The organism is Enterobacter cloacae complex sp. ECL411 (assembly GCF_021869665.1).
Lineage (GTDB): Bacteria > Pseudomonadota > Gammaproteobacteria > Enterobacterales > Enterobacteriaceae > Enterobacter > Enterobacter intestinihominis.
In genome coordinates, this window is sequence record NZ_CP091486.1 from 2,741,032 (window position 1) to 2,765,330 (window position 24,299).

The 24,299-nt window shown below is 53.7% G+C and carries 23 protein-coding genes; 10 read left to right on the forward strand and 13 right to left on the reverse strand.

What is annotated here, in order from left to right:
• Positions 1-46: 46 nt before the first annotated feature.
• The 4 genes from yebS to L3069_RS13075 all read left to right on the forward strand — a co-directional run bounded on the left by yebS (position 47) and on the right by L3069_RS13075 (position 5,796).
• Complete coding sequence (gene yebS / locus L3069_RS13060) at positions 47-1,330, forward strand: membrane integrity lipid transport subunit YebS (protein WP_023300360.1); 1,284 nt, start codon at positions 47-49, stop codon at positions 1,328-1,330.
• Complete coding sequence (locus L3069_RS13065; RefSeq protein ID WP_022648460.1) at positions 1,299-3,932, forward strand: PqiB family protein; 2,634 nt, start codon at positions 1,299-1,301, stop codon at positions 3,930-3,932. The genes yebS and L3069_RS13065 overlap by 32 nt, the downstream gene beginning before the upstream one ends.
• A gap of 71 nt (positions 3,933-4,003) precedes the next feature.
• Positions 4,004-5,452 (forward strand): 16S rRNA (cytosine(1407)-C(5))-methyltransferase RsmF, encoded by a 1,449-nt coding sequence (rsmF, locus tag L3069_RS13070; protein WP_202195747.1) that lies wholly within the window; start codon positions 4,004-4,006, stop codon positions 5,450-5,452.
• 104 nt (positions 5,453-5,556) lie between these two features.
• Complete coding sequence (locus L3069_RS13075) at positions 5,557-5,796, forward strand: YebV family protein (RefSeq protein WP_006811010.1); 240 nt, start codon at positions 5,557-5,559, stop codon at positions 5,794-5,796.
• A gap of 34 nt (positions 5,797-5,830) precedes the next feature.
• Here the strand turns inward: L3069_RS13075 and pphA are convergent, their stop codons facing one another.
• On the reverse strand, positions 5,831-6,475 hold the full coding sequence (gene pphA / locus L3069_RS13080) for a protein-serine/threonine phosphatase (protein ID WP_038416258.1): 645 nt from the start codon (positions 6,473-6,475) through the stop codon (positions 5,831-5,833).
• A gap of 167 nt (positions 6,476-6,642) precedes the next feature.
• On the opposite strand from pphA, the gene L3069_RS13085 reads away from it, so the two are divergent.
• The gene (locus tag L3069_RS13085) at positions 6,643-7,623 is read left to right on the forward strand and encodes a VirK/YbjX family protein (protein ID WP_038416259.1); all 981 of its coding nucleotides are present in this window, start codon (positions 6,643-6,645) and stop codon (positions 7,621-7,623) included.
• 45 nt (positions 7,624-7,668) lie between these two features.
• A complete protein-coding gene (locus tag L3069_RS13090; protein WP_071881497.1) occupies positions 7,669-7,866 on the forward strand; it encodes a hypothetical protein in 198 nt (65 codons plus the stop codon).
• 125 nt (positions 7,867-7,991) lie between these two features.
• Here the strand turns inward: L3069_RS13090 and L3069_RS13095 are convergent, their stop codons facing one another.
• The 3 genes from L3069_RS13095 to yobA are packed head-to-tail and all read right to left on the reverse strand — an operon-like array spanning position 7,992 to position 9,589.
• On the reverse strand, positions 7,992-8,330 hold the full coding sequence (locus L3069_RS13095; RefSeq protein ID WP_022648464.1) for a YebY family protein: 339 nt from the start codon (positions 8,328-8,330) through the stop codon (positions 7,992-7,994).
• A gap of 16 nt (positions 8,331-8,346) precedes the next feature.
• Entirely contained in the window at positions 8,347-9,216 is an 870-nt protein-coding gene (gene copD / locus L3069_RS13100) for a copper homeostasis membrane protein CopD (RefSeq protein ID WP_038416260.1), read from the reverse strand.
• A 1-nt stretch (position 9,217) separates the two neighbouring features.
• Positions 9,218-9,589 (reverse strand): CopC domain-containing protein YobA, encoded by a 372-nt coding sequence (yobA, locus tag L3069_RS13105; RefSeq protein ID WP_038416261.1) that lies wholly within the window; start codon positions 9,587-9,589, stop codon positions 9,218-9,220.
• Positions 9,590-9,726: 137 nt separating this feature from the next.
• Here yobA and L3069_RS13110 point away from each other — a divergent pair, with 137 nt between their 5' ends.
• From L3069_RS13110 to exoX, 3 genes are all read left to right on the forward strand, one after another.
• Positions 9,727-9,957 (forward strand): DNA polymerase III subunit theta, encoded by a 231-nt coding sequence (locus L3069_RS13110; RefSeq protein ID WP_003859784.1) that lies wholly within the window; start codon positions 9,727-9,729, stop codon positions 9,955-9,957.
• 111 nt (positions 9,958-10,068) lie between these two features.
• Positions 10,069-10,707, forward strand: coding sequence for a nitrilase-related carbon-nitrogen hydrolase (locus L3069_RS13115; protein ID WP_022648467.1), 639 nt, complete (start codon positions 10,069-10,071; stop codon positions 10,705-10,707).
• Between the two features lie 24 nt (positions 10,708-10,731).
• The gene (exoX, locus tag L3069_RS13120) at positions 10,732-11,394 is read left to right on the forward strand and encodes an exodeoxyribonuclease X (RefSeq protein ID WP_022648468.1); all 663 of its coding nucleotides are present in this window, start codon (positions 10,732-10,734) and stop codon (positions 11,392-11,394) included.
• Here exoX and ptrB read toward each other — a convergent pair.
• The gene (gene ptrB, locus L3069_RS13125; protein ID WP_038416262.1) at positions 11,376-13,451 is read right to left on the reverse strand and encodes an oligopeptidase B; all 2,076 of its coding nucleotides are present in this window, start codon (positions 13,449-13,451) and stop codon (positions 11,376-11,378) included. The two genes, exoX and ptrB, sit on opposite strands and share 19 nt — an antisense overlap.
• A gap of 75 nt (positions 13,452-13,526) precedes the next feature.
• Positions 13,527-14,177, reverse strand: a complete 651-nt coding sequence (locus L3069_RS13130) for a tellurite resistance TerB family protein (protein WP_022648470.1) — start codon at positions 14,175-14,177, stop codon at positions 13,527-13,529.
• A gap of 172 nt (positions 14,178-14,349) precedes the next feature.
• Here L3069_RS13130 and purT point away from each other — a divergent pair, with 172 nt between their 5' ends.
• Positions 14,350-15,528: a formate-dependent phosphoribosylglycinamide formyltransferase gene (gene purT / locus L3069_RS13135; RefSeq protein WP_023300436.1), complete on the forward strand. Its 1,179-nt coding sequence runs from the start codon at positions 14,350-14,352 to the stop codon at positions 15,526-15,528.
• 61 nt (positions 15,529-15,589) lie between these two features.
• Here purT and L3069_RS13140 read toward each other — a convergent pair whose 3' ends face one another.
• The 7 genes from L3069_RS13140 to kdgA form a co-directional block, all read right to left on the reverse strand.
• Positions 15,590-16,984, reverse strand: coding sequence for a hypothetical protein (locus L3069_RS13140; RefSeq protein WP_038416263.1), 1,395 nt, complete (start codon positions 16,982-16,984; stop codon positions 15,590-15,592).
• Entirely contained in the window at positions 16,984-17,241 is a 258-nt protein-coding gene (locus L3069_RS13145; RefSeq protein ID WP_022648473.1) for a PAAR domain-containing protein, read from the reverse strand. Before L3069_RS13145 ends, L3069_RS13140 begins: the two co-directional genes overlap by 1 nt.
• A 12-nt stretch (positions 17,242-17,253) precedes the next feature.
• The gene (locus L3069_RS13150; RefSeq protein ID WP_038416264.1) at positions 17,254-17,961 is read right to left on the reverse strand and encodes a hypothetical protein; all 708 of its coding nucleotides are present in this window, start codon (positions 17,959-17,961) and stop codon (positions 17,254-17,256) included.
• A gap of 3 nt (positions 17,962-17,964) precedes the next feature.
• Positions 17,965-18,672 (reverse strand): hypothetical protein, encoded by a 708-nt coding sequence (locus L3069_RS13155; protein WP_038416265.1) that lies wholly within the window; start codon positions 18,670-18,672, stop codon positions 17,965-17,967.
• A 9-nt stretch (positions 18,673-18,681) separates the two neighbouring features.
• Complete coding sequence (locus L3069_RS13160) at positions 18,682-20,796, reverse strand: DUF3274 domain-containing protein (RefSeq protein ID WP_038416266.1); 2,115 nt, start codon at positions 20,794-20,796, stop codon at positions 18,682-18,684.
• Positions 20,793-23,306, reverse strand: a complete 2,514-nt coding sequence (locus tag L3069_RS13165; RefSeq protein WP_038416267.1) for a type VI secretion system tip protein VgrG — start codon at positions 23,304-23,306, stop codon at positions 20,793-20,795. The genes L3069_RS13160 and L3069_RS13165 overlap by 4 nt, the downstream gene beginning before the upstream one ends.
• 337 nt (positions 23,307-23,643) lie before the next feature.
• Positions 23,644-24,285, reverse strand: a complete 642-nt coding sequence (gene kdgA, locus L3069_RS13170) for a bifunctional 4-hydroxy-2-oxoglutarate aldolase/2-dehydro-3-deoxy-phosphogluconate aldolase (RefSeq protein ID WP_003859774.1) — start codon at positions 24,283-24,285, stop codon at positions 23,644-23,646.
• Positions 24,286-24,299 lie beyond the last annotated feature (14 nt).

A 24,299-nucleotide genomic window follows, 5' to 3' on the forward strand; every position in this document is an offset into this window, starting at 1 on the left:
TCATGAGTTATTATAACTTTCAACAATACTTATCTGTGTGCGACTGATGGCCCTAAAAACACCCCAAATTACGCCGACAAGAAAGATCGTTGTCCGTACGGTAAGCCAGGCTCTGCCTCGTGCACATTATCAGCGTTGTCCCCAGTGCGATACGCTTTTTATGTTGCCGAAGATGAAATCGCACCAAAGTGCTTTTTGCCCTTGCTGCGATGCCAAAATTCGCGATGGCCGGGACTGGTCATTGACGCGTCTGGCGGCAATGGCGGTTACCATGCTGCTGCTGATGCCGTTCGCCTGGACCGAGCCGCTGTTAAAGCTCTACCTGCTTGGCGTGCGTATTGACGCTAACGTATTGCAGGGGATCTGGCAGATGACGCGCGAGGGCGATCCGCTCACCGGCGCTATGGTGCTGTTCTGCGTCGTCGGCGCGCCGCTGGTGCTGGTCGCGGCAATTGCCTACCTGTGGTTTGGCAACATTCTGGGGATGAACCTGCGCCCTGTCCTGCTCATGCTGGAAAAGCTCAAGGAGTGGGTGATGCTGGACATCTATCTGGTGGGCGTCGGCGTGGCCTCCATTAAGGTGCAGGATTATGCGTTTTTACAACCCGGCATTGGCCTTTTTGCGTTTATTTCACTGGTCCTGCTGAGTATTTTGACCCTGATTCATCTGAATGTTGAACAGCTTTGGGAGCGATTTTACCCTCAGCGTCCCGCGACCCGGCCTGATGAAAACCTGCGCGTCTGCCTGGGGTGCCATTACACCGGTTTACCGGATAAACGCGGGAGGTGTCCTCGCTGCCACATTCCGTTAAGATTGCGGCGCAACAACAGCCTGCAAAAATGCTGGGCGGCGCTTATCGCCTCACTGATATTTTTATTCCCGGCCAATATGCTGCCGATCTCCGTAATTTATGTGAACGGCGCCCGACAGGAAGATACTATCCTTTCGGGGATTATCTCTCTGGCGCACAGTAACGTGGGGGTTGCCGCCATTGTCTTCATCGCCAGTATTCTGGTGCCCTTTACCAAAGTGGTGGTGATGTTTACGCTACTTATCAGCATTCACTTTAAATGCGAACAAGGACTACGCACCCGCATCCTGCTTCTGCGATTCGTGACCTGGATTGGTCGCTGGTCGATGTTGGATCTGTTCGTGATTTCGCTGATGATGTCGCTCATCAATCGCGATCAGTTACTTGCTTTTACCATGGGACCCGCAGCTTTTTATTTCGGCTCTGCGGTGATATTGACTATTCTTGCAGTGGAATGGCTGGACAGCCGCTTACTTTGGGACGCACATGAGTCAGGAAACGCCCGCTTCGCCGACTGAAGCGAGAATTAAAACAAAACGCCGCATTTCGCCATTCTGGTTGCTGCCTGTCATCGCGCTGATGATCGCAGGCTGGCTTATCTGGACGAGCTATGAAGATCGCGGAAGTACCATCACGATTGATTTCCAGTCTGCGGACGGCATTGTCGCCGGACGTACCCCCGTTCGCTTCCAGGGGGTGGAAGTGGGTACCGTGCAGGATATTTCCCTCGGCAAAGGGCTGAACAAAATCCAGGTCCGGGCGAGCATTAAGTCTGACATGCAGGATGCCCTGCGCGCCGAAACGCAGTTCTGGCTGGTCACGCCTAAAGCCTCCCTGGCCGGCGTTTCCGGGCTGGATGCGCTTGTGGGCGGTAACTATATCGGCATGATGCCTGGCAAAGGTGAGCCACAGGATCACTTTGTTGCGCTGGATACCCAGCCGAAATATCGGCTGAATAACGGCGATCTGATGATCCACCTCCGCGCGCCGGATTTGGGCTCGCTGAACAGTGGTTCTCTGGTCTATTTCCGCAAAATTCCGGTTGGCCGCGTTTACGACTACGCCATTAACCCGAACAAAGATGGCGTGACCATTGATGTACTGATCGATCGCCGTTTTACCAACCTGGTAAAAAAAGGCAGCCGCTTCTGGAACGTCTCCGGCGTCGATGCTGACCTGAGCTTAAGCGGTGCGAAAGTGAAGCTTGAGAGCCTGGCGGCGCTGGTGAATGGCGCTATCGCCTTCGACTCACCTGCTGACTCCAGCCCTGCCGCCGCAGAGGATACCTTTGGTCTGTACGCCGACCTGGCACACAGCCAGCGCGGTGTCATCGTCAAGTTGACCCTGCCGGATGCCAAAGGCCTGAAAGCCGGTTCGACCCCGCTGATGTACCAGGGTTTAGAGGTCGGGCAACTGACAAAATTAACCCTCAACGCGGGCGGCTCCGTTACCGGCGAAATGACGGTGGATCCGAGCGTTGTGGACCTCCTGCGGGAAAAAACACGCATCGAGCTGCGTAATCCGAAGCTCTCCCTCAGCGACGCCAGCATCAGTTCCCTGCTGACGGGAAGCACCTTTGAGCTGATCCCCGGTGAAGGTGCACCGAATAAAAACTTTGTCATCGCGCCGGCGGATAAAGCTCTGCTGCAAAAACCGGGCGTGTTGACGGTTAAGCTGAATGCGCCGGAAAGCTATGGTATCGAAGCCGGTCAACCGCTAATCCTGCACGGTGTGCAGGTGGGTCAGGTTCTGGAACGAAAGCTGACGGAAAAAGGGGTCTCCTTCTCCGCCGCCATCGATCCGCAGTACGGCAACCTTGTGCACGGCGACAGTAAATTTGTGGTGAACAGCCGGGTCGACGTGAAGGTGGGTCTGGACGGCGTTGAGTTCCTCGGCGCCAGCGCCAGCGAGTGGGTTAACGGCGGGATCCGCATTCTGCCGGGCAGCAAAGGCGCGCTGCGTGAGAGCTATCCACTGTTCGCCAATCTGGACAAAGCCATTGAAAACAGCCTCGGCGACCTGCCGACCACCACGCTGACCTTAAGCGCTGAAACGCTGCCGGATGTCCAGGCAGGCTCCGTCGTGCTTTATCGTAAGTTTGAGGTCGGAGAAGTGATCACCGTTCGTCCTCGTGCGGACGCGTTTGATATCGAACTGCATATCAAGCCGGAGTATCGCAAGCTGCTCACGCCAAACAGCGTGTTCTGGGCTGAAGGCGGCGCGAAAGTGCAGCTCAACGGCAACGGGCTGACCGTACAGGCGTCTCCCCTCTCCCGTGCCCTGCGCGGTGCGATCAGCTTCGATAACCTGAGCGGCGCGGGCGGCAACATGCGTAAAGGTGACAAGCGGATCCTCTTCCCGTCTGAAACCGCGGCGCGCGCCGTCGGGGGACAGATTACCCTGCACACCTTTGATGCCGGTAAACTGGCAGAAGGCATGCCTATCCGCTATCTCGGAATTGATATCGGGCAGGTTCAGAAGCTGACGCTGATCACCGCGCGCAATGAAGTTCAGGCTACCGCCGTGCTTTATCCGGAATATGTACAGACGTTCGCCCGGGCAGGCTCGCGCTTCTCGGTGGTTACGCCGCAAATTTCTGCCGCAGGGGTTGAGCATCTCGACACCATACTTCAGCCGTACATTAACGTTGAACCGGGTCGGGGCAACGCGCGTCGTGAGTTTGAGTTGCAGGAGGCGACCATCACCGATTCCCGTTATCTGGACGGTCTGAGCATTGTGGTTGAAGTACCGGAAGCCGGTTCGCTGGGCATCGGTACGCCGGTCCTGTTCCGCGGTATTGAAGTGGGAACAGTAACAAGCCTGACGCTGGGTAATCTGTCCGATCGCGTGATGGTCGGCCTGCGCATCAGCCAGCGTTATCAGCATCTGGTTCGCAACAACTCGGTGTTCTGGCTGGCTTCAGGCTACTCGCTGGACTTCGGCCTGACCGGTGGCGTGGTCAAAACGGGGACCTTTAACCAGTTCATTCGCGGCGGCATTGCCTTCGCGACGCCGCCTGGCACGCCTCTGGCGCCTAAGGCGCAGGCAGGAAAACACTTCCTGCTGCTGGAAAGTGAACCGAAAGAGTGGCGCGAATGGGGAACGGCACTGCCGCGTTAATCTCGCAGGCTCCGGTGTCAACGCGCCGGAGCCTTTATGTTACACTGCGCGCCTGAATGTTTCCCTGTGGTGTGCCCGTGGCTCAAAACTCCGTATTTCTTCCTGAACAATTCCTCGCACAGATGCGCGAGGCGCTTCCTGCTCATCTCTCTTTCGACGATTTCGTCGCCGCCTGCCAGCGCCCTTTGCGTCGAAGTATTCGCGTCAATACGCTGAAAATCAGCGTCGGAGCGTTTCTGGATCTCGTCTCCTCCTACGGCTGGCAGCTGACGCCGGTGCCGTGGTGTGAGGAAGGGTTCTGGATCGAGCGGGATGACGAGGAGAGCCTGCCGCTCGGCAGCACCGCCGAGCACCTGAGCGGGCTGTTTTATATTCAGGAAGCCAGCTCCATGCTGCCGGTTGCCGCGCTGTTTGCCGACGGAAACCAGCCTGAGCGGGTGATGGATGTCGCGGCGGCGCCGGGCTCTAAAACCACGCAAATTGCCGCCCGGATGAACAACCACGGCGCGATCCTCGCCAACGAATTTTCCGCCAGCCGCGTCAAAGTCCTGCACGCCAATATCAGCCGCTGCGGGATCCACAACGTCGCGTTAACACACTTCGACGGTCGCGTGTTTGGCGCTGCCTTGCCGGAAGCTTTTGATGCCATCCTGCTCGACGCGCCCTGCTCCGGCGAAGGCGTAGTGCGTAAAGATCCTGATGCGTTAAAAAACTGGTCCGTTGAAAGCAACCTGGAGATCGCCGCCACGCAGCGTGAACTGATCGACAGTGCGTTTCATGCCCTGCGCCCCGGTGGAACGCTGGTTTACTCCACCTGCACGCTGAACCGCGATGAAAACGAGGACGTCTGCCTGTGGCTCAGGCAACGCTATGCGGATGCCGTCGAGTTTCTGCCGCTGGACACCCTCTTCGATTCGGCCAGTCACGCGGCCACCCCTGAAGGCTTCCTGCACGTCTTCCCGCAGATTTACGATTGCGAGGGGTTCTTTGTCGCACGACTGCGTAAAACCCGCGCCGTCGATCCGCTGCCTGTCCCTAAGTTTAAGGTCGGCAACTTCCCGTTCGCGCCGGTCAAAGGCCGTGAGGCGACACAGGCGCAAGCGGCTGCCAGCAAAGTGGGACTGCACTGGGATGAGAGCCTGCGCCTCTGGATGCGTGACAAAGAGCTGTGGCTGTTCCCGGTCAACATCGAACCGCTGATTGGTAAGGTGCGTTTCTCCCGCCTCGGTATTCGCCTGGCGGAGATCCACAACAAAGGCTATCGCTGGCAGCACGAAGCGGTCATTGCGCTGGCAGGAAGTGAGAACTCCTTCGCCCTGACGCATCATGAAGCGGAAGAGTGGTATCGCGGTCGTGACGTTTACCCGGAAGACGGCCCGTCACAGGATGAAGTCATCGTGACGTATCAGGGCTATCCGCTCGGGCTGGCGAAAAAAGTCGGCTCGCGGCTGAAAAACAGCTATCCGCGTGAACTGGTACGCGATGGTCGCCTGTTTACCGGTAACAGCCGCACTGACTGAAAAAACGCATTTTTTTACTGGCGATTTCTCTCTCCTTGTCTAGGATCAAAAATGGATGACTGCACTGGTCATACCAGATTTTGGGCAACAAACCGGAGAGCATTATGACGAAAACCAGCGTACGCATTGGCGCTTTTGAAATCGACGACGCTGAATTGCGCGGCGAAGCACAAGGCGAACGAACGTTAAGTATTCCCTGCAAATCCGATCCGGATTTGTGCATGCAACTGGACGCCTGGGATGCAGATACCAGCGTCCCGGCGATCCTTGATGGGGAACATTCCGTTCTGTACCGTGAACATTACGACAGTAAAACCGATGCCTGGGTCTTGCGTCTTGCATAACCCAAAGAGAACCCGCCCGAAGGCGGGTTATTTATTACTGAAGCTGCGCCAGCGTCAGAAAGCCCCCGAACACCGCTCCCGTATCAATGTAGTGCAGATTGTTGAAATCGTAGCGCTTGTCCACAGGCGTATGTCCGAACCAGAAGTGATCCGCGCCGCTAATGCCCTGCCCTCTACCCACCATAAAGCCCATTAACCGGTCGCGATCCCACAGCACCCGCTGGGCATCTACCGGCTTATGCCAGGCATATTCGGCGGCGGGATAATCCGCATGAGCAATCACGTTCAGCCCGTTTTTGCAGGTTATTTCAATAATGTGTGGTAAGTCCCGACACGCGTCGAGTAAATCCTTCGCCTGCTTTTGTTGAGCGACCGTAAGCCCGGTAAACCAGTTACCGCCATTTATCTTCCAGAGACTAAAATCATTATTTTCAAGCGCATCTAACGCCATTTGCTCGTGATTACCGCGTACCGCATAAAACCACTTTTCCTGCATCAGCTGTAAACATTTCATGCTGTCGGGACCGCGGTCGATAATATCCCCCACCGAGATAAGCAGATCCGCATCAGGATTAAAATGCCGTCGTTTAAGCTCATCCATAAGCCACTGATAGCAACCATGAATATCGCTGACAACCCAGACATGACGCCAGTGTTCTCCCTCTATTTTCTGATACATAACGCCTCCTGTAAGAAGTATAGCTGCCACAGAAAATGTCATGCGCTGGCGTTGGATATCGCGAATCCAAACAAACCATAAACCAGCCGGAAATAAAGATCGCTGCGCTATTAATCCCTTATTCCCTGACCTTTAAAATAATGCGGAATAAAAAGAGGGATTTTCACGTGTCAAACATACACCTGCAAAACGATGTTTTTTATCCGCATCGCACAAATATTATTTCTGAACTGGTGAGAGGGAAACGCGTTCCCGGCCCAATCTGGCACAAACGTGATTACCGGTTAAAGTTCCTTCTGCGCTCGCTTTTATTCTGGTCCTCCACCCATCGCATGCTGGAGGCGCTATCCGGGCGCGATGATTTCGACAGGCTGCTCACCTCTCAAATTACCTTGCCGAGCAAAACTCACCGCCAGTATCTGATGCGTGGCCTGAACTCAAACGACCGGGCCGATGCTATCGTCAGCCACTATCAGTGGATTGATAGTCTGACAAATACCGCCCTCGCCCACGCGCTGACCAATCCGCAAGAGGTGCCGGTTGTCCGGTTCGAGGCAAAAAACGGCGAAATCTATACCGTCCACGCCTCGTCCGCAGGTAAGGCTGAACGTGAAGGCGAAAGCACGCTTTGGCTGCATGACAATGACAACACGCTGCTTGCCAGCCTGACGTTCTGTGTCGCACGCAGTAACGGCCGTATGGTGCTGGTGATCGGCGGCCTCCAGGGTCCCCGTCGTCATGTTTCACGGGAGGTGATTAAGCAGGCTACCCGTGCCTGCCATGGGCTTTTCCCGAAACGCGTGCTGATGGAGGTGATCTTCCAGCTTGCCTCACGCTCGAACATCAGCGCGATTTTTGCCGTCAGCGATGAAGGCCATGTTTTCCGCGCGCTGCGCTACCGTCTGAGTAAAGGGCGTCATTTTCACGCTAGCTACGACGAGTTCTGGGAAGGCCTGAACGGAAAGAAACTCTCCGCCTTCTGCTGGCAGTTGCCGCTCCAGATGGAGCGTAAAGCACTGGAGGAAATTGCCAGCAAAAAACGCGCCGAATACCGTCGCCGCTTTGCGTTACTTGATGATATTGCGGCTTCCGTACATGCGCGCATTGATCCCGCAGTCGTCTCAGGCAAAATACAAACAAAAATTTAACAAAGCAGCCAAAAAGGACTGGACTTACGCCTGCCGGGTTGTGGTATGTTTGAAGCAGGCGCACAGGAAGTGAACCTTCTGCTGAGACGAAAACCGAGTTTTATCGTTTATTTTCATGCAGATAAAAAGAGACCGAATACGATTCCTGTATTCGGTCCAGGGAAATGGCTCTTGGGAGAGAGCCGTGCGCTAAAAGTTGGCATTAATGCAGGCTCAATCGCCTTGCCCTTTAAGAATAGATGACGGCGTCAGGTTTTCCAGTCCACAGTAAAAGTGGTCTGAAAAAAAGCGTCAGAACATCACTAAATGTGAAAAACCGCAGAGCTTTTACAAGCACCTGCGGTTTTTTTTTACTGGAAACCTGACGGCTAGCAGAGCTTTTTAGCGCGCTCAATAAACGGTGCCAGACTCTTCTTCTGCCCGGGGTTTGCCGGGTCATCCACCTGGATCACGCTGACAGGCTGTCCGTTACTTTTCCCGCTGGCAACCTGCTGCTCCGCTACGTCATTTAACGGATACTGCACGAGCGTACTGGGATTGATGACATACAGCGCGTTACCGGGACGGCAGGTGAGCATGACCTCTTCACGATTAAATGCCCAGTTGTCCTTACCCACTTCAAACCGGCTGACGGTGATGACCTGCGGCGCGGCCAGCGCACTGCTGGCACAGGTGAGAAGTAAAAGAGAAAGCAGTGTCTTTTTCATAAATTATTTAACCTTGTCAGAAGGGTTCCCAGGTCGCGAACAGGCTGACGGCCACCAGTACCAGCGCGCCCAGCACCACTTCTGCCTGTGTCATCCTGATAAAAATCTGTTGTTCCCGCCCGGCATCAGGGCGAAAGCGTGGCACAAGAAAATACCGATTCGCCAGCGCAATTGCCACCATCATGATGACCAGCGCACATTTGAACAACAACAGCCGTACATAAGGCGCTTCCCACGGCACGTCTATGCCCACAATAAAGAGCGTATTGATTATCCCGGTCAGCAGCACGCCCGCCACTGCATAATGCCCCACGCGGGAGAAGCGCATCATGGTAAAGATAGCGGCTGGCTGCCAGCGGCCTTTCGCCAGCCGCATACAGAACAGCAGCGGCAGTAGACCGCCCACCCAGGTGGCGGCGCAGAGCAGGTGAAGCGCATGGTTCAGACGATGCAACGCACCCGGCGCGCCACCGTTCATCGCGGCATGTCCCACGCCCGCCAGCAGCACCAGTTGCCCCATCGCGAGCAGTAACAGCCGTGAGCCCTTTTGCGGGGTAAGCCATGCAGCACCCGCGGTCACAGCGGCCAGCACCATTTGCCACAGCCAGACGCCACCAAACTGCGTGCCCAGCACGCTGCGCCAGACCGCCGGGCGAATGACATCACCCCAGCCATTGCCCATTAACCCACTTTGCAGGCCGAACATCAGCAGAGCAGCCATCAGGCTGATTAAGGCCGCGATATTCTGCTGGCGCTGGAAACGCTGCGTCATGAGGCGCTGCAACGAAGACGGTGCAAACCAGACACTGTATAACGCGTTGCCGAACAGTAGTATCAGCGCAACAAAATGGATAAAGCGAAACGCTACGTAGCTCAGGGCCAGCATACTATTTCACGCTAAAGTGATAGCTGCCCTTGGTTTTGTGGCCGTCCACGGAGACCACATGCCAGTCCACCGTATAGGTGCCGGTCGTCAACGGTTTCTCAAGAGGAACAATCAGCTTTGCGTTATCCTTCTTGTCACGCTTCACCGCGCCGGTCTGGATTTTGTGCTGCTGCGCGTCCGTCACCACGACGCCGCTGAAGGCAGGTTCAATGCCCTCCGAGAAATTCAGGGTAATGACATCGGGTGCCGTCGCGACGGTATTTTCCTGCGGGGATTGTTGCTTAAGGTGCGCATGGGCCAGAGCTGATGGCGCGATTGCCGAAGAGAGCAGAAACACCAGCGCACACGCGACGCGGGAAGGGGTAAAGTGCATCACAATCATTCCTTTTCGTTATGCCTGAATGCTAAAGAATAACTCTGTATAATTAACGAGTCGAGGAACATCCTTTGCTCCCTTGTCATCGTTGAACAATCGCGGTAACGTTGCCGCCGCAGAAAAAGGAGAAGGAAATGAACGTTAACCTGGCCGCCCTTCCTCAGGACGAGATGGACAAAGTGAATGTCGATCTCGCCGCCGCGGGGGTCGCATTCAAAGAGCGTTACAACATGCCCGTCGTGGCTGAAGTGGTAGAGCGTGAACAACCCGCGCATCTGCGCGACTGGTTCCGCGAACGTCTTATTGCGCATCGCCTCGCCTCCGTTAATCTCTCGCGCCTGCCGTACGAACCTAAAGTTAAATAAGCTTAACGTCCCGTTACACTTCCTTACGCGTTATGTGGCAGGATAAGAAAACCCTGATAAATTTAGGTGTAATCTTAAAATCCCAGCGACTTAGTGTATAAGGAAGTCACGATGTCACGATGGACTATTGCCGCGGCTCAGTATGCTCCGCGGCACAACTGTGTTGATGAGCACGTAAAACATCACCTGCACTTTATTGCCGAGGCTGCCTCGCATGGGTGCGATTTAGTCGTCTTTCCGGAGCTTTCGCTTACCGGCCCTGGCGGAACAACCTTACCCCCACCCCCCGACGATTTGCAGCTTGCCCCCCTCCTTCACGCGGCGCAGTCACGTTTCATCACGGTGATTGCCGGTATTACGCTCCAGCAACAGAAAGGACTCGCGCTTTTCACCCCTAACCTGTCGACCATCCGGCGCTATCCGCAGGGTAACGGTGCGGGTGTTAATCCTGGCAATAAACGGTTAACCATCGTTGATAATCAGGCTGACGCCCCGGAACTAGACCCAGAGGCAACGCTGTTCACCAGCAGCCTGGCGGTGGGTGAGCAACGCTGGCGGCAATCCATCAGTTCGTTACAACGCTTCGCGCATAAGTACGCCATCGCGGTATTAATGGCGAACGCGCGCAGCGGTAGCGCCTTATGGGATGAAAAAGGTCAGCTGATCGTGCGTGCCGATAAGGGAGAATTGCTGTTAACCGGTTCTTTGGGCCGACAGGGTTGGCAAGGGGATATCATTCCATTAGGCTAGGCATTTTAGGATCAGGAGCGATCAATGCTGCGCGTTATCGATACCGAAACCTGCGATTTGCAGGGTGGAATTGTGGAAGTCGCCTCTGTCGACGTGGTTGACGGAAAGATAGTCAATCCAATGAGCCACCTGGTGCGCCCGGACCGTCCCATCAGTGCGCAGGCGATGGCAATTCATCGCATTACGGAATCGATGGTGGCGGATAAGCCGTGGATTGAAGAGATCATCCCTCTTTACCACGGTAGCCAGTGGTATGTCGCCCATAACGCCAGCTTTGACCGCCGCGTGCTGCCGGAGATGCCCGGTGAATGGATTTGCACCATGAAGCTGGCGCGCCGTCTGTGGCCGGGGATCAAATACAGCAATATGGCGCTGTATAAGTCGCGCAAACTAAGCGTGCGGACGCCGGAAGGGCTGCATCATCACCGCGCCCTCTATGACTGCTACATCACCGCAGCGCTCCTGATTGATATCATGAATACTTCCGGCTGGACGCCGGACGATATGGCGACCATTACCGGCCGCCCCGCCCTACTGACCACCTTCACGTTCGGTAAATATCGTGGAAAACCGGTATCGGAAGTGGCGGACAACGATCCGGGCTATCTGCGCTGGCTGTACAACAACCTCGACAGAATGAGCCCGGAACTGCGCCTGACGCTGAAGCATTATTTAGGCGAAGCCTGAGTTCCCGCGCGGCCTGGCAGCGTATCCTGCGCCAGGCCAATCAAAAAGGCGTACTCCAGCGCCACCCCTTCATAGGATTTAAATCGCCCTGATTTCCCTCCGTGCCCCGAGTCCATATCGGTACACAGCAGCAGCAGATTATCGTCAGTTTTTAGCTCACGCAGCTTCGCCACCCATTTCGCGGGCTCCCAGTACTGCACCTGGGAATCGTGCAGGCCGGTGGTCACCAGCATATGCGGATAGGCTTTCGCCTCGACGTTATCGTACGGGCTGTACTCTTTCATGTAGCGGTAATAGGTTTCATCCTGCGGGTTCCCCCACTCCTCAAACTCCCCGGTGGTCAGCGGAATGGTTTCGTCCAGCATGGTCGTCACCACGTCCACAAACGGCACCTGAGCGATAACGCCTTTAAACAGTTCAGGCCGCTGGTTTACCACGGCTCCCATTAACATGCCTCCGGCGCTGCCCCCCATGCCAAAGCAGAGTTGCGGATCGCCATAACCCTGCGCGATCAGCGCATCGCAGACATCAAGGTAGTCATTGAAGGTATTTTTCTTTTTGAGAAATTTTCCGTGTTCATACCAGTGCTGACCCAGCTCGCCGCCGCCGCGAATATGGGCAATCGCATAAACAAAACCGCGGTCGAGCAGGCTCAGCCTGCTGCTGCTGAAATCGGCGTCCATGCTGGATCCGTAGGAGCCGTAACCGTAGATGAGGATGGGGTTTTTACCTTTGTTGAAGTGATCCTTGTGGTAGACGAGAGACACGGGGACTTCAACGCCGTCGCGCGCGGTCACCCACAGGTGTTCACTGCGATAATTTTCCGACTCAAATCCCCGGACCTCAGCCTGTTTAATCACCTGACGCTGCCCGGTGTCCATATCCAGCTCAAACAACGTGTCCGGGGTAGTCATTGACGAATAGCCGTACCGCAGGCGGGACGATTCCGGTTCCGGGTTAAAGCCGATCCACGTCACGTAAGCAGGGTCATCGAACGCAATGCCCACCGCTTCGCGGGTTTTGCGGTTGATTTGGCGGATACTGGTCAGTCCGCGCTGACGCTCTTCCACCACCAGCCAGTCGGTAAACAGGGTGAACCCCTCCAGCATCACCTGATCGCGCGCAGGAATTAACACTTCCCACTTCCGTTCATCGCGCACTTTGGTTTTATAAAGGCCAAAGTTTTTGCCCTCGCGGTTCGAACGCAGGTAAAAGCTGTGCTGGAAGTGATCCAGACTGTACTCATGATCTTTACGGCGCGGCAGGAAGCATAACGGCTGGGCATCCGGCAGTTCGGCATCCAGCAGCAGCACCTCAGAGGTGGTGGCGCTGGCAAGGAAGATAATCACGTAGTGGCGAGACGAGGTTTTATGCAGGCTGACGTAGAACGTCTCGTCTTTTTCTTCATACACAAGCTCATCATCGGCGGAATCGGTCCCCACCGTATGACGCCAGACCTGATAAGGTAGCAGCGTTGAGGCATGCTTTTTAACGTAGTAGACCGTTTCTGAATCGTTACCCCAGACGAAATCGGGGGAGACATTATCCAGCATTTCGGGATACCAGTTTCCCGTTTCAAGATTGCGGAAACGCAAACCGTACTGGCGGCGGGAGAGGTAATCCTCAGCCAGCGCCATAATGGCGTTATCGGGGGAAATGGACATGCCGCCCAGCGTATAAAACTCACTGTGGGCAGCACGTTTGTTAGCATCCAGCAGGATCTCCCATTCGTCCCACTCGGCGCTCAGCACAGACTGGCGCTGGTAGATGGGATATTCGTTTCCCGGCTCATAAATATGGCGATAGCGATAACTGTTTTTGCACCACGGGGCAGAGACATCACGCTGGGGGATACGCTGCACCATTTCGTTCAGGAGCTGATCCTGAAGCGCCTGCTGGCTGGCCATGACCTGGCGGCCATAGTCGTTTTCCTCGTGCAGATAGTCGAGCACCTCTGGCCGGGAACGAGAATCGTCCCGCAGCCAGTAGTAGTTATCGATACGCGTATCGCCATGCGTGGTGATCGCATAAGGAGTACGTCGGGCTTTTGGAGGCATGGCATTCTTACTTTTTCGTTTTACATCCTATAAGGTTGGCAAAACACGCGTATGATGCAAGCGAAACATGGCCTTCTAGCCCGCGAGGGTCTGCTTCTGCTGCTGAATATCCTGCTCAATTCCCTCACGAACGTCCTGTGGGATCTTCAGCGCATCACCCAGGGCGTTCAGGTAGCTGCGCTCCATAAAGTGATCGATATCGATGGCAGCACAGCTCAGAAAATAGAGTTCCAGTGCCTCTTCTTCGTTTTTCACGCTTTGCGCCAGACGCTGCGGATCGAGCGGCTGTTCGATGGCCTGCGCCACCAGCGCCCTGCCCTGCTCCTCAACGCCCGCTTCCCGCATCTGCTGTTCAATTGCGGCACGTTCACTGGCATCAATATGCCCGTCGCTCTTGGCTGCAAAGACCAGGGCGAGGATCAGACGCTCGGTGCGTAAATCTAACGGCGATACCTGCTTCCCGTACTGCGGTTCATCCTGATGCGCGTTGCGCACCTTGTCTTTGTATTTGTTCCATAAGACGGAGCCTGCAATAGCCCCTCCGCCCGCCAGCAGCGCGCCGGTACCGTATTTGGTAAGCAGTTTCCGCGATGATTTATTGGCAACCAGCAAACCGGCCAGCCCGCCGAGCGCACCCGGCACAAGCAGCTTGCTCAGACCCTGCTCGCCGGACGACGAGCCTTTTTGTCCCAACAGGGATTGCAGTTGATTCATCCAGCCTGACATATTTTTCCTCACGTAACAGTGCGTAACCTTCACAGCCTAAGCGAGCGGGTGTCAGGAAATGTCTGTCAGTGCTAAAGAAGCGCAAATTTCTCCCCTGTCCGGGTTATCCCTATACAAGACAGACGCAAACGTTTTCGTTTATACTGCCCGCATCTTTTTCAGGGGGATTTTTATGACTCGTTTAGGAACTGCGCTGCGTCCTGCCGCGACGCGCGTCATGCTGTTGGGATCGGGTGAACTGGGTAAAGAAGTGGCCATTGAATGCCAGCGTTTGGGTGTGGAAGTGATTGCGGTGGACCGTTATGCGAATGCACCCGCCATGCACGTCGCGCATCGCTCGCACGTCATCGATATGCTTGACGGTAATGCCCTGCGGGCGTTAATTGCCGACGAAAAACCGGATTTCGTGGTACCTGAAATTGAGGCCATTGCCACTGAGATGTTGGTTGCCCTTGAACAGGAAGGCCAGCGCGTGGTGCCCTGTGCCACAGCGGCAAAACTGACCATGAACCGGGAAGGCATTCGTCGCCTGGCGGCAGAAGAATTACAGCTCCCGACCTCCAGCTACCGTTTTGCCGGGGATAAAGCTGCGTTTCTCCAGGCCGTAGAGGAGATTGGCTACCCGTGCATCATTAAGCCGGTAATGAGCTCCTCTGGCAAAGGGCAGAGCTTTATCCGCGACAGCAGCACGCTGGACAAAGCCTGGGACTATGCCCAGCAGGGCGGCCGTGCCGGTGCCGGGCGCGTCATCGTAGAAGGCGTGGTGAAATTTGATTTTGAAATTACCCTGCTCACCGTCAGCGCCGTGGATGGCGTTTATTTCTGCGACCCGATTGGTCATCGCCAGGAAGACGGCGATTATCGCGAATCCTGGCAGCCGCAGCAGATGAGCGCGCTGGCGCTGGCACGCGCGCAGGAGATCGCCCGCAAAACGGTGCTGGCGCTGGGCGGCTACGGCCTGTTCGGCGTGGAATTGTTTGTTTGCGGCGACGAGGTGATCTTCAGCGAAGTCTCCCCTCGCCCGCACGATACCGGGATGGTCACACTGATTTCGCAGGATCTCTCTGAGTTCGCGCTGCACGTACGTGCTTTCCTCGGCCTGCCGGTTGGCGGCATCCGTCAGTACGGCCCGGCAGCCTCGGCGGTGATCCTGCCGCAGCTGACCAGCCAGAATGTCACCTTTGATAACGTCGAAGGTGCGGTTGGTGCAGGCTTACAGGTCAGACTGTTCGGCAAACCGGAGATCGACGGAAGCCGTCGTCTGGGCGTGGCATTAGCAACCGGGGAAAACGTGGACGAAGCCGTCGCGAGAGCGAAAAAAGCGGCCACTGCGGTAAAAGTGACAGGGTAAATAACTAAAGGCTGGTCAACTAAGCGACCAGCCACATTACATGATTAACATTGTTCCGTTTCTATCGCTTCCATTCGTATTCCATGTCCTCGTAGGCTTCATTCGTTTTCGAGATGAAAACAAAAATACCGAGGCCAATAAAAATAACGAAGGGAATGATGATGCTCGCAATCAGTTCCCAGATTGCTGGCGGATCGTTTTGCGCCAGGAAACTGATACGATAGGCAATGAGGGATAACACGCAGAATAAAGCCGCCATCCCCGCAGGATAAAGGGGATTACTCCAGTTACACCAGGTAAGTTTTTTTGGGATAGCTGTCTTCATGGAGGAAAGCGCAGTAATACAAAATTTGTTTTTGTCTGAATAAGCTACCAGTTGCTCCCCCTGGGCATATTTTACCGCATCCGCCGCAAATGCCAGAGCCAGCCACCGATACCCGGCACTCTTTGCGCCCAGAGAGGCATCGATATCCAGCCGTTCCACCGTGAGCGCTTTTTTGTCCAGTGCCTGCATTAATGGATATTTTTCAATACGGGACAGCCCGGTATACCAGAGATTTTTCGGCGTAAGTACCGAACCCGTCTCAAGGAAGACCGCCATTTTGTCCTCTACATCGGTCACATCAGACATAGGCTGATATAAATATACCGGTTTTTCGCCCTCCTCCCGGACATAATGACTGGTCAGCAGGAATGCACATGCATTTTCCATGCTCTTTGATTCGCCGCTTTCTTCATGTAAATGAACGATAACAATCAGCCGGTTTTCAACTCTGTAATCAAATAAGTTCATCCATTGGCTAACGATCGCGTAGTCAGGGCATTCTGTGCTGTACTCAATTTTACACGTGCTGGCCGTTTCAATACCCAACCGCTCCAGAGTGCGTCTCAGTTCATCAATGCAGGATCCACTCCCTCCACGAACCCAGACAACGGTTTCAAAAATACGGTAGTTATAGCCCTTCAATTTTTCTGCCATCGGGTCCAGTAAGCGGTAAAACATCTGTTCATTCCTGGTCTGGTCGAAGCGATCTTCCAGCTGAATGTTAACCGGCGTTTTCGGTGCCAGCGGAAATTCGCCTTCCAGTTTCAACATATTCAGCGCGGGTTGCTCCAGGGGGGTTATTGAAGACCATGCTGCGATAGACATATTTTTCCGCGCATACGCCTTTAAATTAATCTCCTGCTCTTTTGCTATGAATTTTCGGGTTTCAGCATAATGAATGTTGGCGTCATGAAATATGAAACTTGTAAAAACTAACAACGACACAACACAGATGGGCAGAATAACTGAAGGCACAAAAAAGAGAGCCGTAACGTGTTCCTGTTCAGGCCAGGTTAGAGCCCGGATCGCGAGGCCCATTGCGACGGCTATCACATAGAGGAAAACAATCATGACGACTGGCACAGTGGAAACCGAGTCTGGCTGTTTTTTGTATAACCACCACGCGCGCATTACGAAGCTCCCGCCACAGGTAAGGTACTTTTGATTTCACATCCACACGCCGCGCGACAGCCATCTACCACAACCCCACGGCCATGCATGGTCCAGGTTGGGTGACATTCAGTGATTGGGAACGTCCCTTTATGGAGCGGACACTGCACAAGATCATCTTTCAAGGCCACGGGCTGACCCATAAAGTCTGCCCCAGAGGCCTTAGTGACTTTTCCTCCGCTTATCAGCGGATCGTTTAACCTAATGACGCCTTTCATCACTTTATCTCCCTATTTTCCCGCATCCATGTTGCATTGCATATGATCCCAGCCGGTATAGCCCTTCACGTCGGGTACGCTGTCGGGTAAATCTTGCCAGTTTGCCTTAAATTGCTGCGTGCTGTGCTTAAGCCCCTGCTTAGTCATATAGACCATTCCCCAGGCCCAGCCAGGGAAACGGGGGTCCAGCGTATCGCTTACTTTATTTCCCATTCCGTCATCCACGGTATAGGCAATCCCCGGTCCACCGGGCAGAATGCGCGGGTCTTCAAATGGCTTTGATGACATATACAGCCGGTGTTTGGTCAGTAAAAAACCCTGATCGTTGACGACGGTGAAAGACACTGCATCTTCTGCGGGTGCTCTGTTATCTCCATTTGGTTCATTACCCGCTGGGGAAAAACCGACAGCTTTCCATGTTTCGCCATAGTCTTTCGATACATGAAACCCATCCACCTCCCAGTTAGGAATTGAGATATATCGTTCTGATGGATGAATAAACTTACGGGTAAATACTCGATAAAATTGAAAATAAGGCTGTGAATGAATACCCCTTTTCGTATCTGTATACCAGAGCTGGCCTTCACAGCCCCAGCCTTTTAACTCAAGATAACGATGATCATCGAACCGATAAACAACCTGTGTGGGCGGTTCTTTCGCCTGGCATCCGGTTGCCAGCACAACGGACGTAGCTGCGAGAACGGTACATAATCCTTTCATCAGTTATCGCCCCGCATCCATATCACAGCGCATATGATCCCAGCCGGTATAGCCCTTCACCTCGGGTACGCTGTCGGGTAGGTCCTGATAGTTTGTCTTAAATTGAGCTATATCTTCGTGCAGACCTTCTTTGGTGATGTAATCCAGCCCCCAAGCAGGGCCAGAAGAACCGAGTTCCAGCTTACCTCTGACTTTATTTCCCATTCCGTCATCCACGGTATAGGTAATCCCCGGCCCACCGGGCAGAATGCGCGGGTCTTCAAATGGTTTTGACGACATGTACAGCCGGTGCTTGGTCAGTAAAAAGCCCTGATCGTTGACGACGGTAAAAGACACTGCATCTTCTGCGGGTGCTCTGTTATCTCCATTTGGTTCATTACCCGCTGGGGAAAAACCGACAGCTTTCCATGTTTCGCCATAGTCTTTCGATACATGAAACCCATCCACCTCCCAGTTAGGAATTGAGATATATCGTTCTGATGGATGAATAAACTTACGGGTAAATACTCGATAAAATTGAAAATAAGGCTGTGAATGAATACCCCTTTTCGTATCTGTATACCAGAGCTGGCCTTCACAGCCCCAGCCTTTTAACTCAAGATAACGATGATCATCGAACCGGTAAACAACCTGTGTCGGCGGTTCTTTCGCCTGGCATCCGGTTGCCAGCACAACGGACGTAGCTGCGAGAACGGTACATAATCCTTTCATGTTTTGTCCTTACGCCAGTTGACTGTCACTCATTGGTTTTGGCATATCCCATTGGAGGCTTTTCAATTCTTGATTTCCTGAAACCTGATCGTGAGAAGGCTTGAAAGAGGTATGTTTGTTAAACTGATTTTTCACACCGTAAGTGCTCTTTGGAAGCACTTCGTCAGGTCTGTTCATGAAGTCTTTCGTCTCAGCAATTGGCAACCTTCCCGAACGATAATATTCTCTGGCATCGGCATTGCCGTTCTGCGAATCGCGCCAGTCTGCCCGATGTAGCAACCCTTCCCAAAATTTCCCCGCCTGATAATCGAATGATTTGCATTGCCCAATAGCCAAATCAAACGCCATAGCGTGCGATGGCACAAATTCGCTCATCACAATAGAGGAGTGCTGGCTGTAGCCTACCGGGTCGATTTTCTGCCATTCCGCTTGCAGTTCTTCCGGTGTTTTCTTCCAGGTAAGGGTAACTAACTGAAAATCACGCGAACCTGACACCTCACCATAAATAACTTCATGCTTGCGTTCAAAACTCTCTTCTTTAAGCTCTGAAGCAGATAAAACGTGACCAGGCTGCCAGCCAATATTTTGATAGCGGTTCACAGCAAAGGTTGTCGTTACTGTGCGCTTAATGGCGCTGGCTTTGGCGGAATAGGAAATGTAGGCGTCCGGGCTGTCCGGATCGACATAATAGGTATACGGTTTATCACTGGTTTTAGGATCGTTATCCGGGTGATTATCCTCCCCCTGAAGTTTGAAAATAAAAGGTTCCGGTAACTCCTCACCATTTATCACCACATCGCGAGCGCTGTAACTGGCGTTCGTGAGAAAGGCATATTTTGCATCCCCCTCATTTCGCGGTGGTAGCTCAAAGGGTTTAGCTTCAGGGATATTTCCTACTTCACCATGCTGGTAAAACACACGCTGAAACAGATTCGGTATATCACTGGCAATATTCTGAGGAATGCCCCGCCAGCCAAACCCCTGCACATTCTCCAGCGACACGACGCCATCGTTCGGGCAAAAGTAGTTATACACTTTACCGTCGTTGCTTCGGCAATATCTGCCATCCGTTCGCAGCGGATTATCGGAAGGTTTACGCAGGGTACAGGAGGCCTCCAGAGCAAGTAATTCGCTCTCTGCCATTTTCCCACCCCCTTTCCATTGCGTATGCATCAGGCGACAGAAATTTTTAAATGTCTGCTGTCTGGCGTCGTCGGTCTGTTGATAACCCGGCTGAATATTTTCAGCCGCGCGCGACTTAAGAGAATACGGTGAGTGATTAAGAATGACACAGTTGACAGGCTTTAATCCCTCTTGTTTGACCAACATATTCGCCAGCATGGTAAGGATAGTGCCCTGACTATGCGCCACTACGTTGATAACATCATTTGCTGTGACCGGAGTTCGGCGGATAGTTAAAATCAAATCCGCCAGCCGTTGAGCGGCAAAAAACTGGTAAATGCGGTGCGGGTTTTCATAAATAGGATGGGTAAAATCGCCATCATTGAAGTGCAGCGAGGCAAATCCCGCAGCGGCAACGCCGAAGCCACCGGCGCCGGGTCCCAGCATATCCGGGATCGTCGTCGTTGCGTTGGCAAAGGTCCCGCCCCCCTTGGCAAAACTCGTATCAAGTGCATTTTTAAAGTTATCGTTCTGGTACTGAAACGGCCCTTTCCCGTAATTACCCAGCGACTTTTTATTCGTCTCGTTATCTTCCTGGTACGCATCATAGGGCAGATGCGCTTTGTCACTCAGCTTCCCGACCTCCTCCCGGTAGCGCTTCTGGTCCGCCCGGTAGTCAGCATGCGTAACCGGTTTATATCCCCAGTAAAACGGGATGATGGGGGAACGCCCGGGAGTGATAATTCTGTAGTCTTTCCATTCGTGGGCGTAAAAATCCTGCCGGTTGAGTCGCTTACCCAGCCCGACAAGTATTCCTTTCTCCTGATTCTGGTAAGCTTCACCCACGTCGTTCACGCCATGGACGAGGATCACAATGCCGGGCATCGGACGCGGTATCCCGACGTTGCGCGTCTGGGCGACTTCGCCCAGGGTTTTGTGTACCGGAATATCGCCTTCTGATACCACCCGTGGAGCGTAGGGTTTTGTCTTCGCCTCCGTCATTCCATTATCTCCATTTTATAGCTGTCGAGGTCGTCAGCATCGAGCAGGGGTGAACGACCGCAGCTGTCCGTCACGCCTTCCACCACCTGTCCGGATGCACTGGTCAGCCTGAATTTTTTGTTTGCCAGAATTTGCTCCGGATCATCGCCGGCGTGCAGTTTGTAGCGAAGTTTAAAGGCGCCTTTGTCAAAGGATGGCGTCGGTACCGACACACTTTCCGGACCGTCGTATTTCAGGCTCGGCGCTTTGAGTTCAATGCCCGTCGGCGAGAAAATCGTGACCAGTCCGGTCGGGCTGATCCGGATCCCGCCGCCCCCGCAGACAAACTGCATTCCCTTTCTGGCACTGCCGTTCATTTTCCCGGCGGTGCTCGTCAGCGTGAAATCCTGCTGCGACAGCATGTGCATTTCGCCCCGCTGCGCCTGCGTCGTAATATCCCCCGCACCGGCAATCATCTGGATGCCGAGTTTGCGGGCAAACAGCGACAGTTTTTCCCCTACGGCCAGCGAGAATTTTTTCACCACATTCACGCTGGCATTCCCGCCCGCTGTGGCAATCAGGTCTTTCCCGGCTGACAATTGCAGGCTGTCCGGCGTAACCTGCGCAATTCCACTTTTTCCATATGCCAAAATACCGGGCTCCGCGAGATGACTCAGCGTCTGGCTGAGCGCATTTTGCCGATCGGTTTCCACATTACTCGCACCTGCCGTAAGCGCACTTTGTTGTAGGGTCATCGCCAGCGATAACGCCTTTTCGAGTTGTGCAATAGCCGCTGTCATATCCAGTTGCTTACCCCCCGCGCGGGGCTGTGCTTCCGTGGTGATCATCACGCCTTTGGCAGCACGCAGCGCCATCCAGTCGTCGGTGCGAGCCTCCACACCTTCCCCGCGCTTTTTGCCCTCAGCATCAACTAGGTGGCCCACACTCACTTGCCCTTTGCCGTACTCGGTAGAGATTTTGATGTGTTCCTGCCCGCGACGATCTTCAAGACGGATCTTGTTCAACGCGGCCGTGCGGATCACGTTTCGGGTATCGTTACGGTTTGTGACTAAATCCGGGTGGCTGCCGTCGTGCATGACATGGGCGATAAAAGGTCTGTCCGGGTCGCCGCCTTCAAAACCTACGGCAACTTCAGTCCCCTCCAGCAACGGAAAGTGAATACCAAAAGTGTCACCGGCGTACGGCCTGCCGAGGCGTACCAGGGCGCTTTCAAATCCGACCCGTTTTTCATCAAGGTCAAAATCGAACTTAACCCGGTAGCGTCCAACCGCATCAAGTCCGGCATAGGTTTTATCTCCCCCGATAGCCTTCACTCTGGCGGGCACCGTTCCGGCTATCACCGGCCGGGATATGTATTCAGGACGGAAGCTATAGCCGTGGATATAGGGGATCCCAGAAAGTACGGCGCGATAGTGTTCAGCACGGCTGCCGCGGATAATCATCGCAGTTATCACAAACCCGGACTTAAACCCGTCAGGTACAGGCCCTGAGGGATAAAACATAATGCCTGGCTGAAGCTCGGGATCGCTGGTTGTCGCCCCCAGAAGACTCTGTCCGTTCAACAGGCGTTCATAACGCAGACGAGCGTAAAATGCGGCGGTTTCCGCCTCTTCACCGTGAAAATCCCCCGCAGCAAGATAGTGATCGGCATAGTGATAGTGTTGGCCTGTCGTTACACCTTCGGGAATATCGCTCGTTTTAATGGTCTTATCCGTCTGCGGCGATTGCGGGTCACGGTAGTTATAGGTGCGAACCAACACATTTTTTGGGATCAGGCCGTGCTGCTCCTCCAGATCGGTGATGTATTCGTTATAACTGGTCATGCCTGAATGTCGGACATAAGGCATCTGTTTGTCGCTGAAGTTGTAACGACGCGCAGAATCCCCAAAAATAACGACGGTTTCCGTTTTCACTTTGTTGTGATTCTCAAAACGGAACCAGATCCCTATCTCTGCCAGCAGCCGACGGATGAACCGCAAATCGGTTTCTTTCCACTGAACGATCATTTCCCGTCGTGGATAGCTGTGGCTCAGTTGCTCAAAATCAATGTTGTAGCCGTCAAAGTGACCACTGTCCTTCATCAGCTTTGTAACGAGCTCCGGGACTGTCATGTTCATGTAAACCGCAGAACGGTAATTTTGATCCAGCAGCGCCAGCTCATGCTCCAGCACGCATTCATACAGTGCTTCGTCACCTGAAGACATCAGCCGGGAAAATTGGGTGATCGTGCCATTAATCTGGCGAACCGGCAGCCAGGAGGTTTGCCCATGCCATGAGGCTTCCAGATTGGGTGCACGCAGAATAAACTCAGCCCTTTGATTAAGAACAGCATTAATGGCAATGTTTTGATCCGGACTGGTAAAGCGAATGGTATAGCGATAAGGCTCGCTTAATATCTCTTTTCCTGTAAAAGAATGAACATCAGAAATAACATTTTTGCTACGCGGGAAATACAATAAATATCTGTTTAACGTGTCCCACCGTTGAGCCACCTCAGATTCCCCTGACATTATTATCTATCCTTTTTACAAACATTCCGTTTATTAAAAACAATACACCTATCGCTCTCCTATTAAAATACCCAACCTCAAGTTGAATTGACCCAAAGGAAGTAATATTATTCACAGAATAAATAAAAAGAGCCCAGGCAATCTCATCACAGATAAATTAAGAATGAATTATTCATCAAATATATAAGTGAGGGATTATTTAATAATGAAGAATGATACGCCTGGGGTTAGGGATATTAAAAATGTTTGTGGGGAGAAGAAGAAGAACTTATACATGCTGGTCACATAAAGTGACCAGCATCAGGCCAGAGGGCCTGCTTTATGCATTGAGCATTTGTTACTGTTTCGCGCCTTCTACCGCTTCGCGAGCCAGTTTAGTAATGCGATCCCAGTCGCCTGCTTCCAGCGCATCCGCCGGAACCAGCCAGGAGCCACCGATGCAAAGCACGCTTTTCAGCGCCAGGTAGTCGCGGTAGTTGGCCGGAGAGATGCCGCCCGTTGGGCAGAAACGCACCTGGGAGAATGGGCCTGCAATCGCCTGCAACGCTTTGGTGCCGCCGTTCGCTTCAGCCGGGAAGAATTTAAACTCTTTCAGGCCGTAGTCCATACCCAGCATCAGTTCAGAAACGGTGCTGATACCCGGGATCAGCGGAATAGAACCCTCGGTTGCGGCTTTCAGCAGCGGCTCGGTCAGGCCCGGGCTGATGGCAAACTGTGCGCCCGCTTCGGTCACTTCCGCCAGCTGCTGCGCATTCAGAACCGTACCAGCACCGATGATCGCTTCCGGCACTTCTTTGGCGATAGCGCGAATCGCATCCATCGCACAGGCAGTACGCAGGGTCACTTCCAGAACACGAACGCCACCCGCAACCAGCGCCTTCGCCATTGGGACAGCGTGCTCCAGTTTGTTTACCACAATAACCGGCACGACAGGGCCAGTAGTCAGGATTGCTTCTGCACTTGTTTTCCAGTTTTTCATCAGAGTTTTCTCTC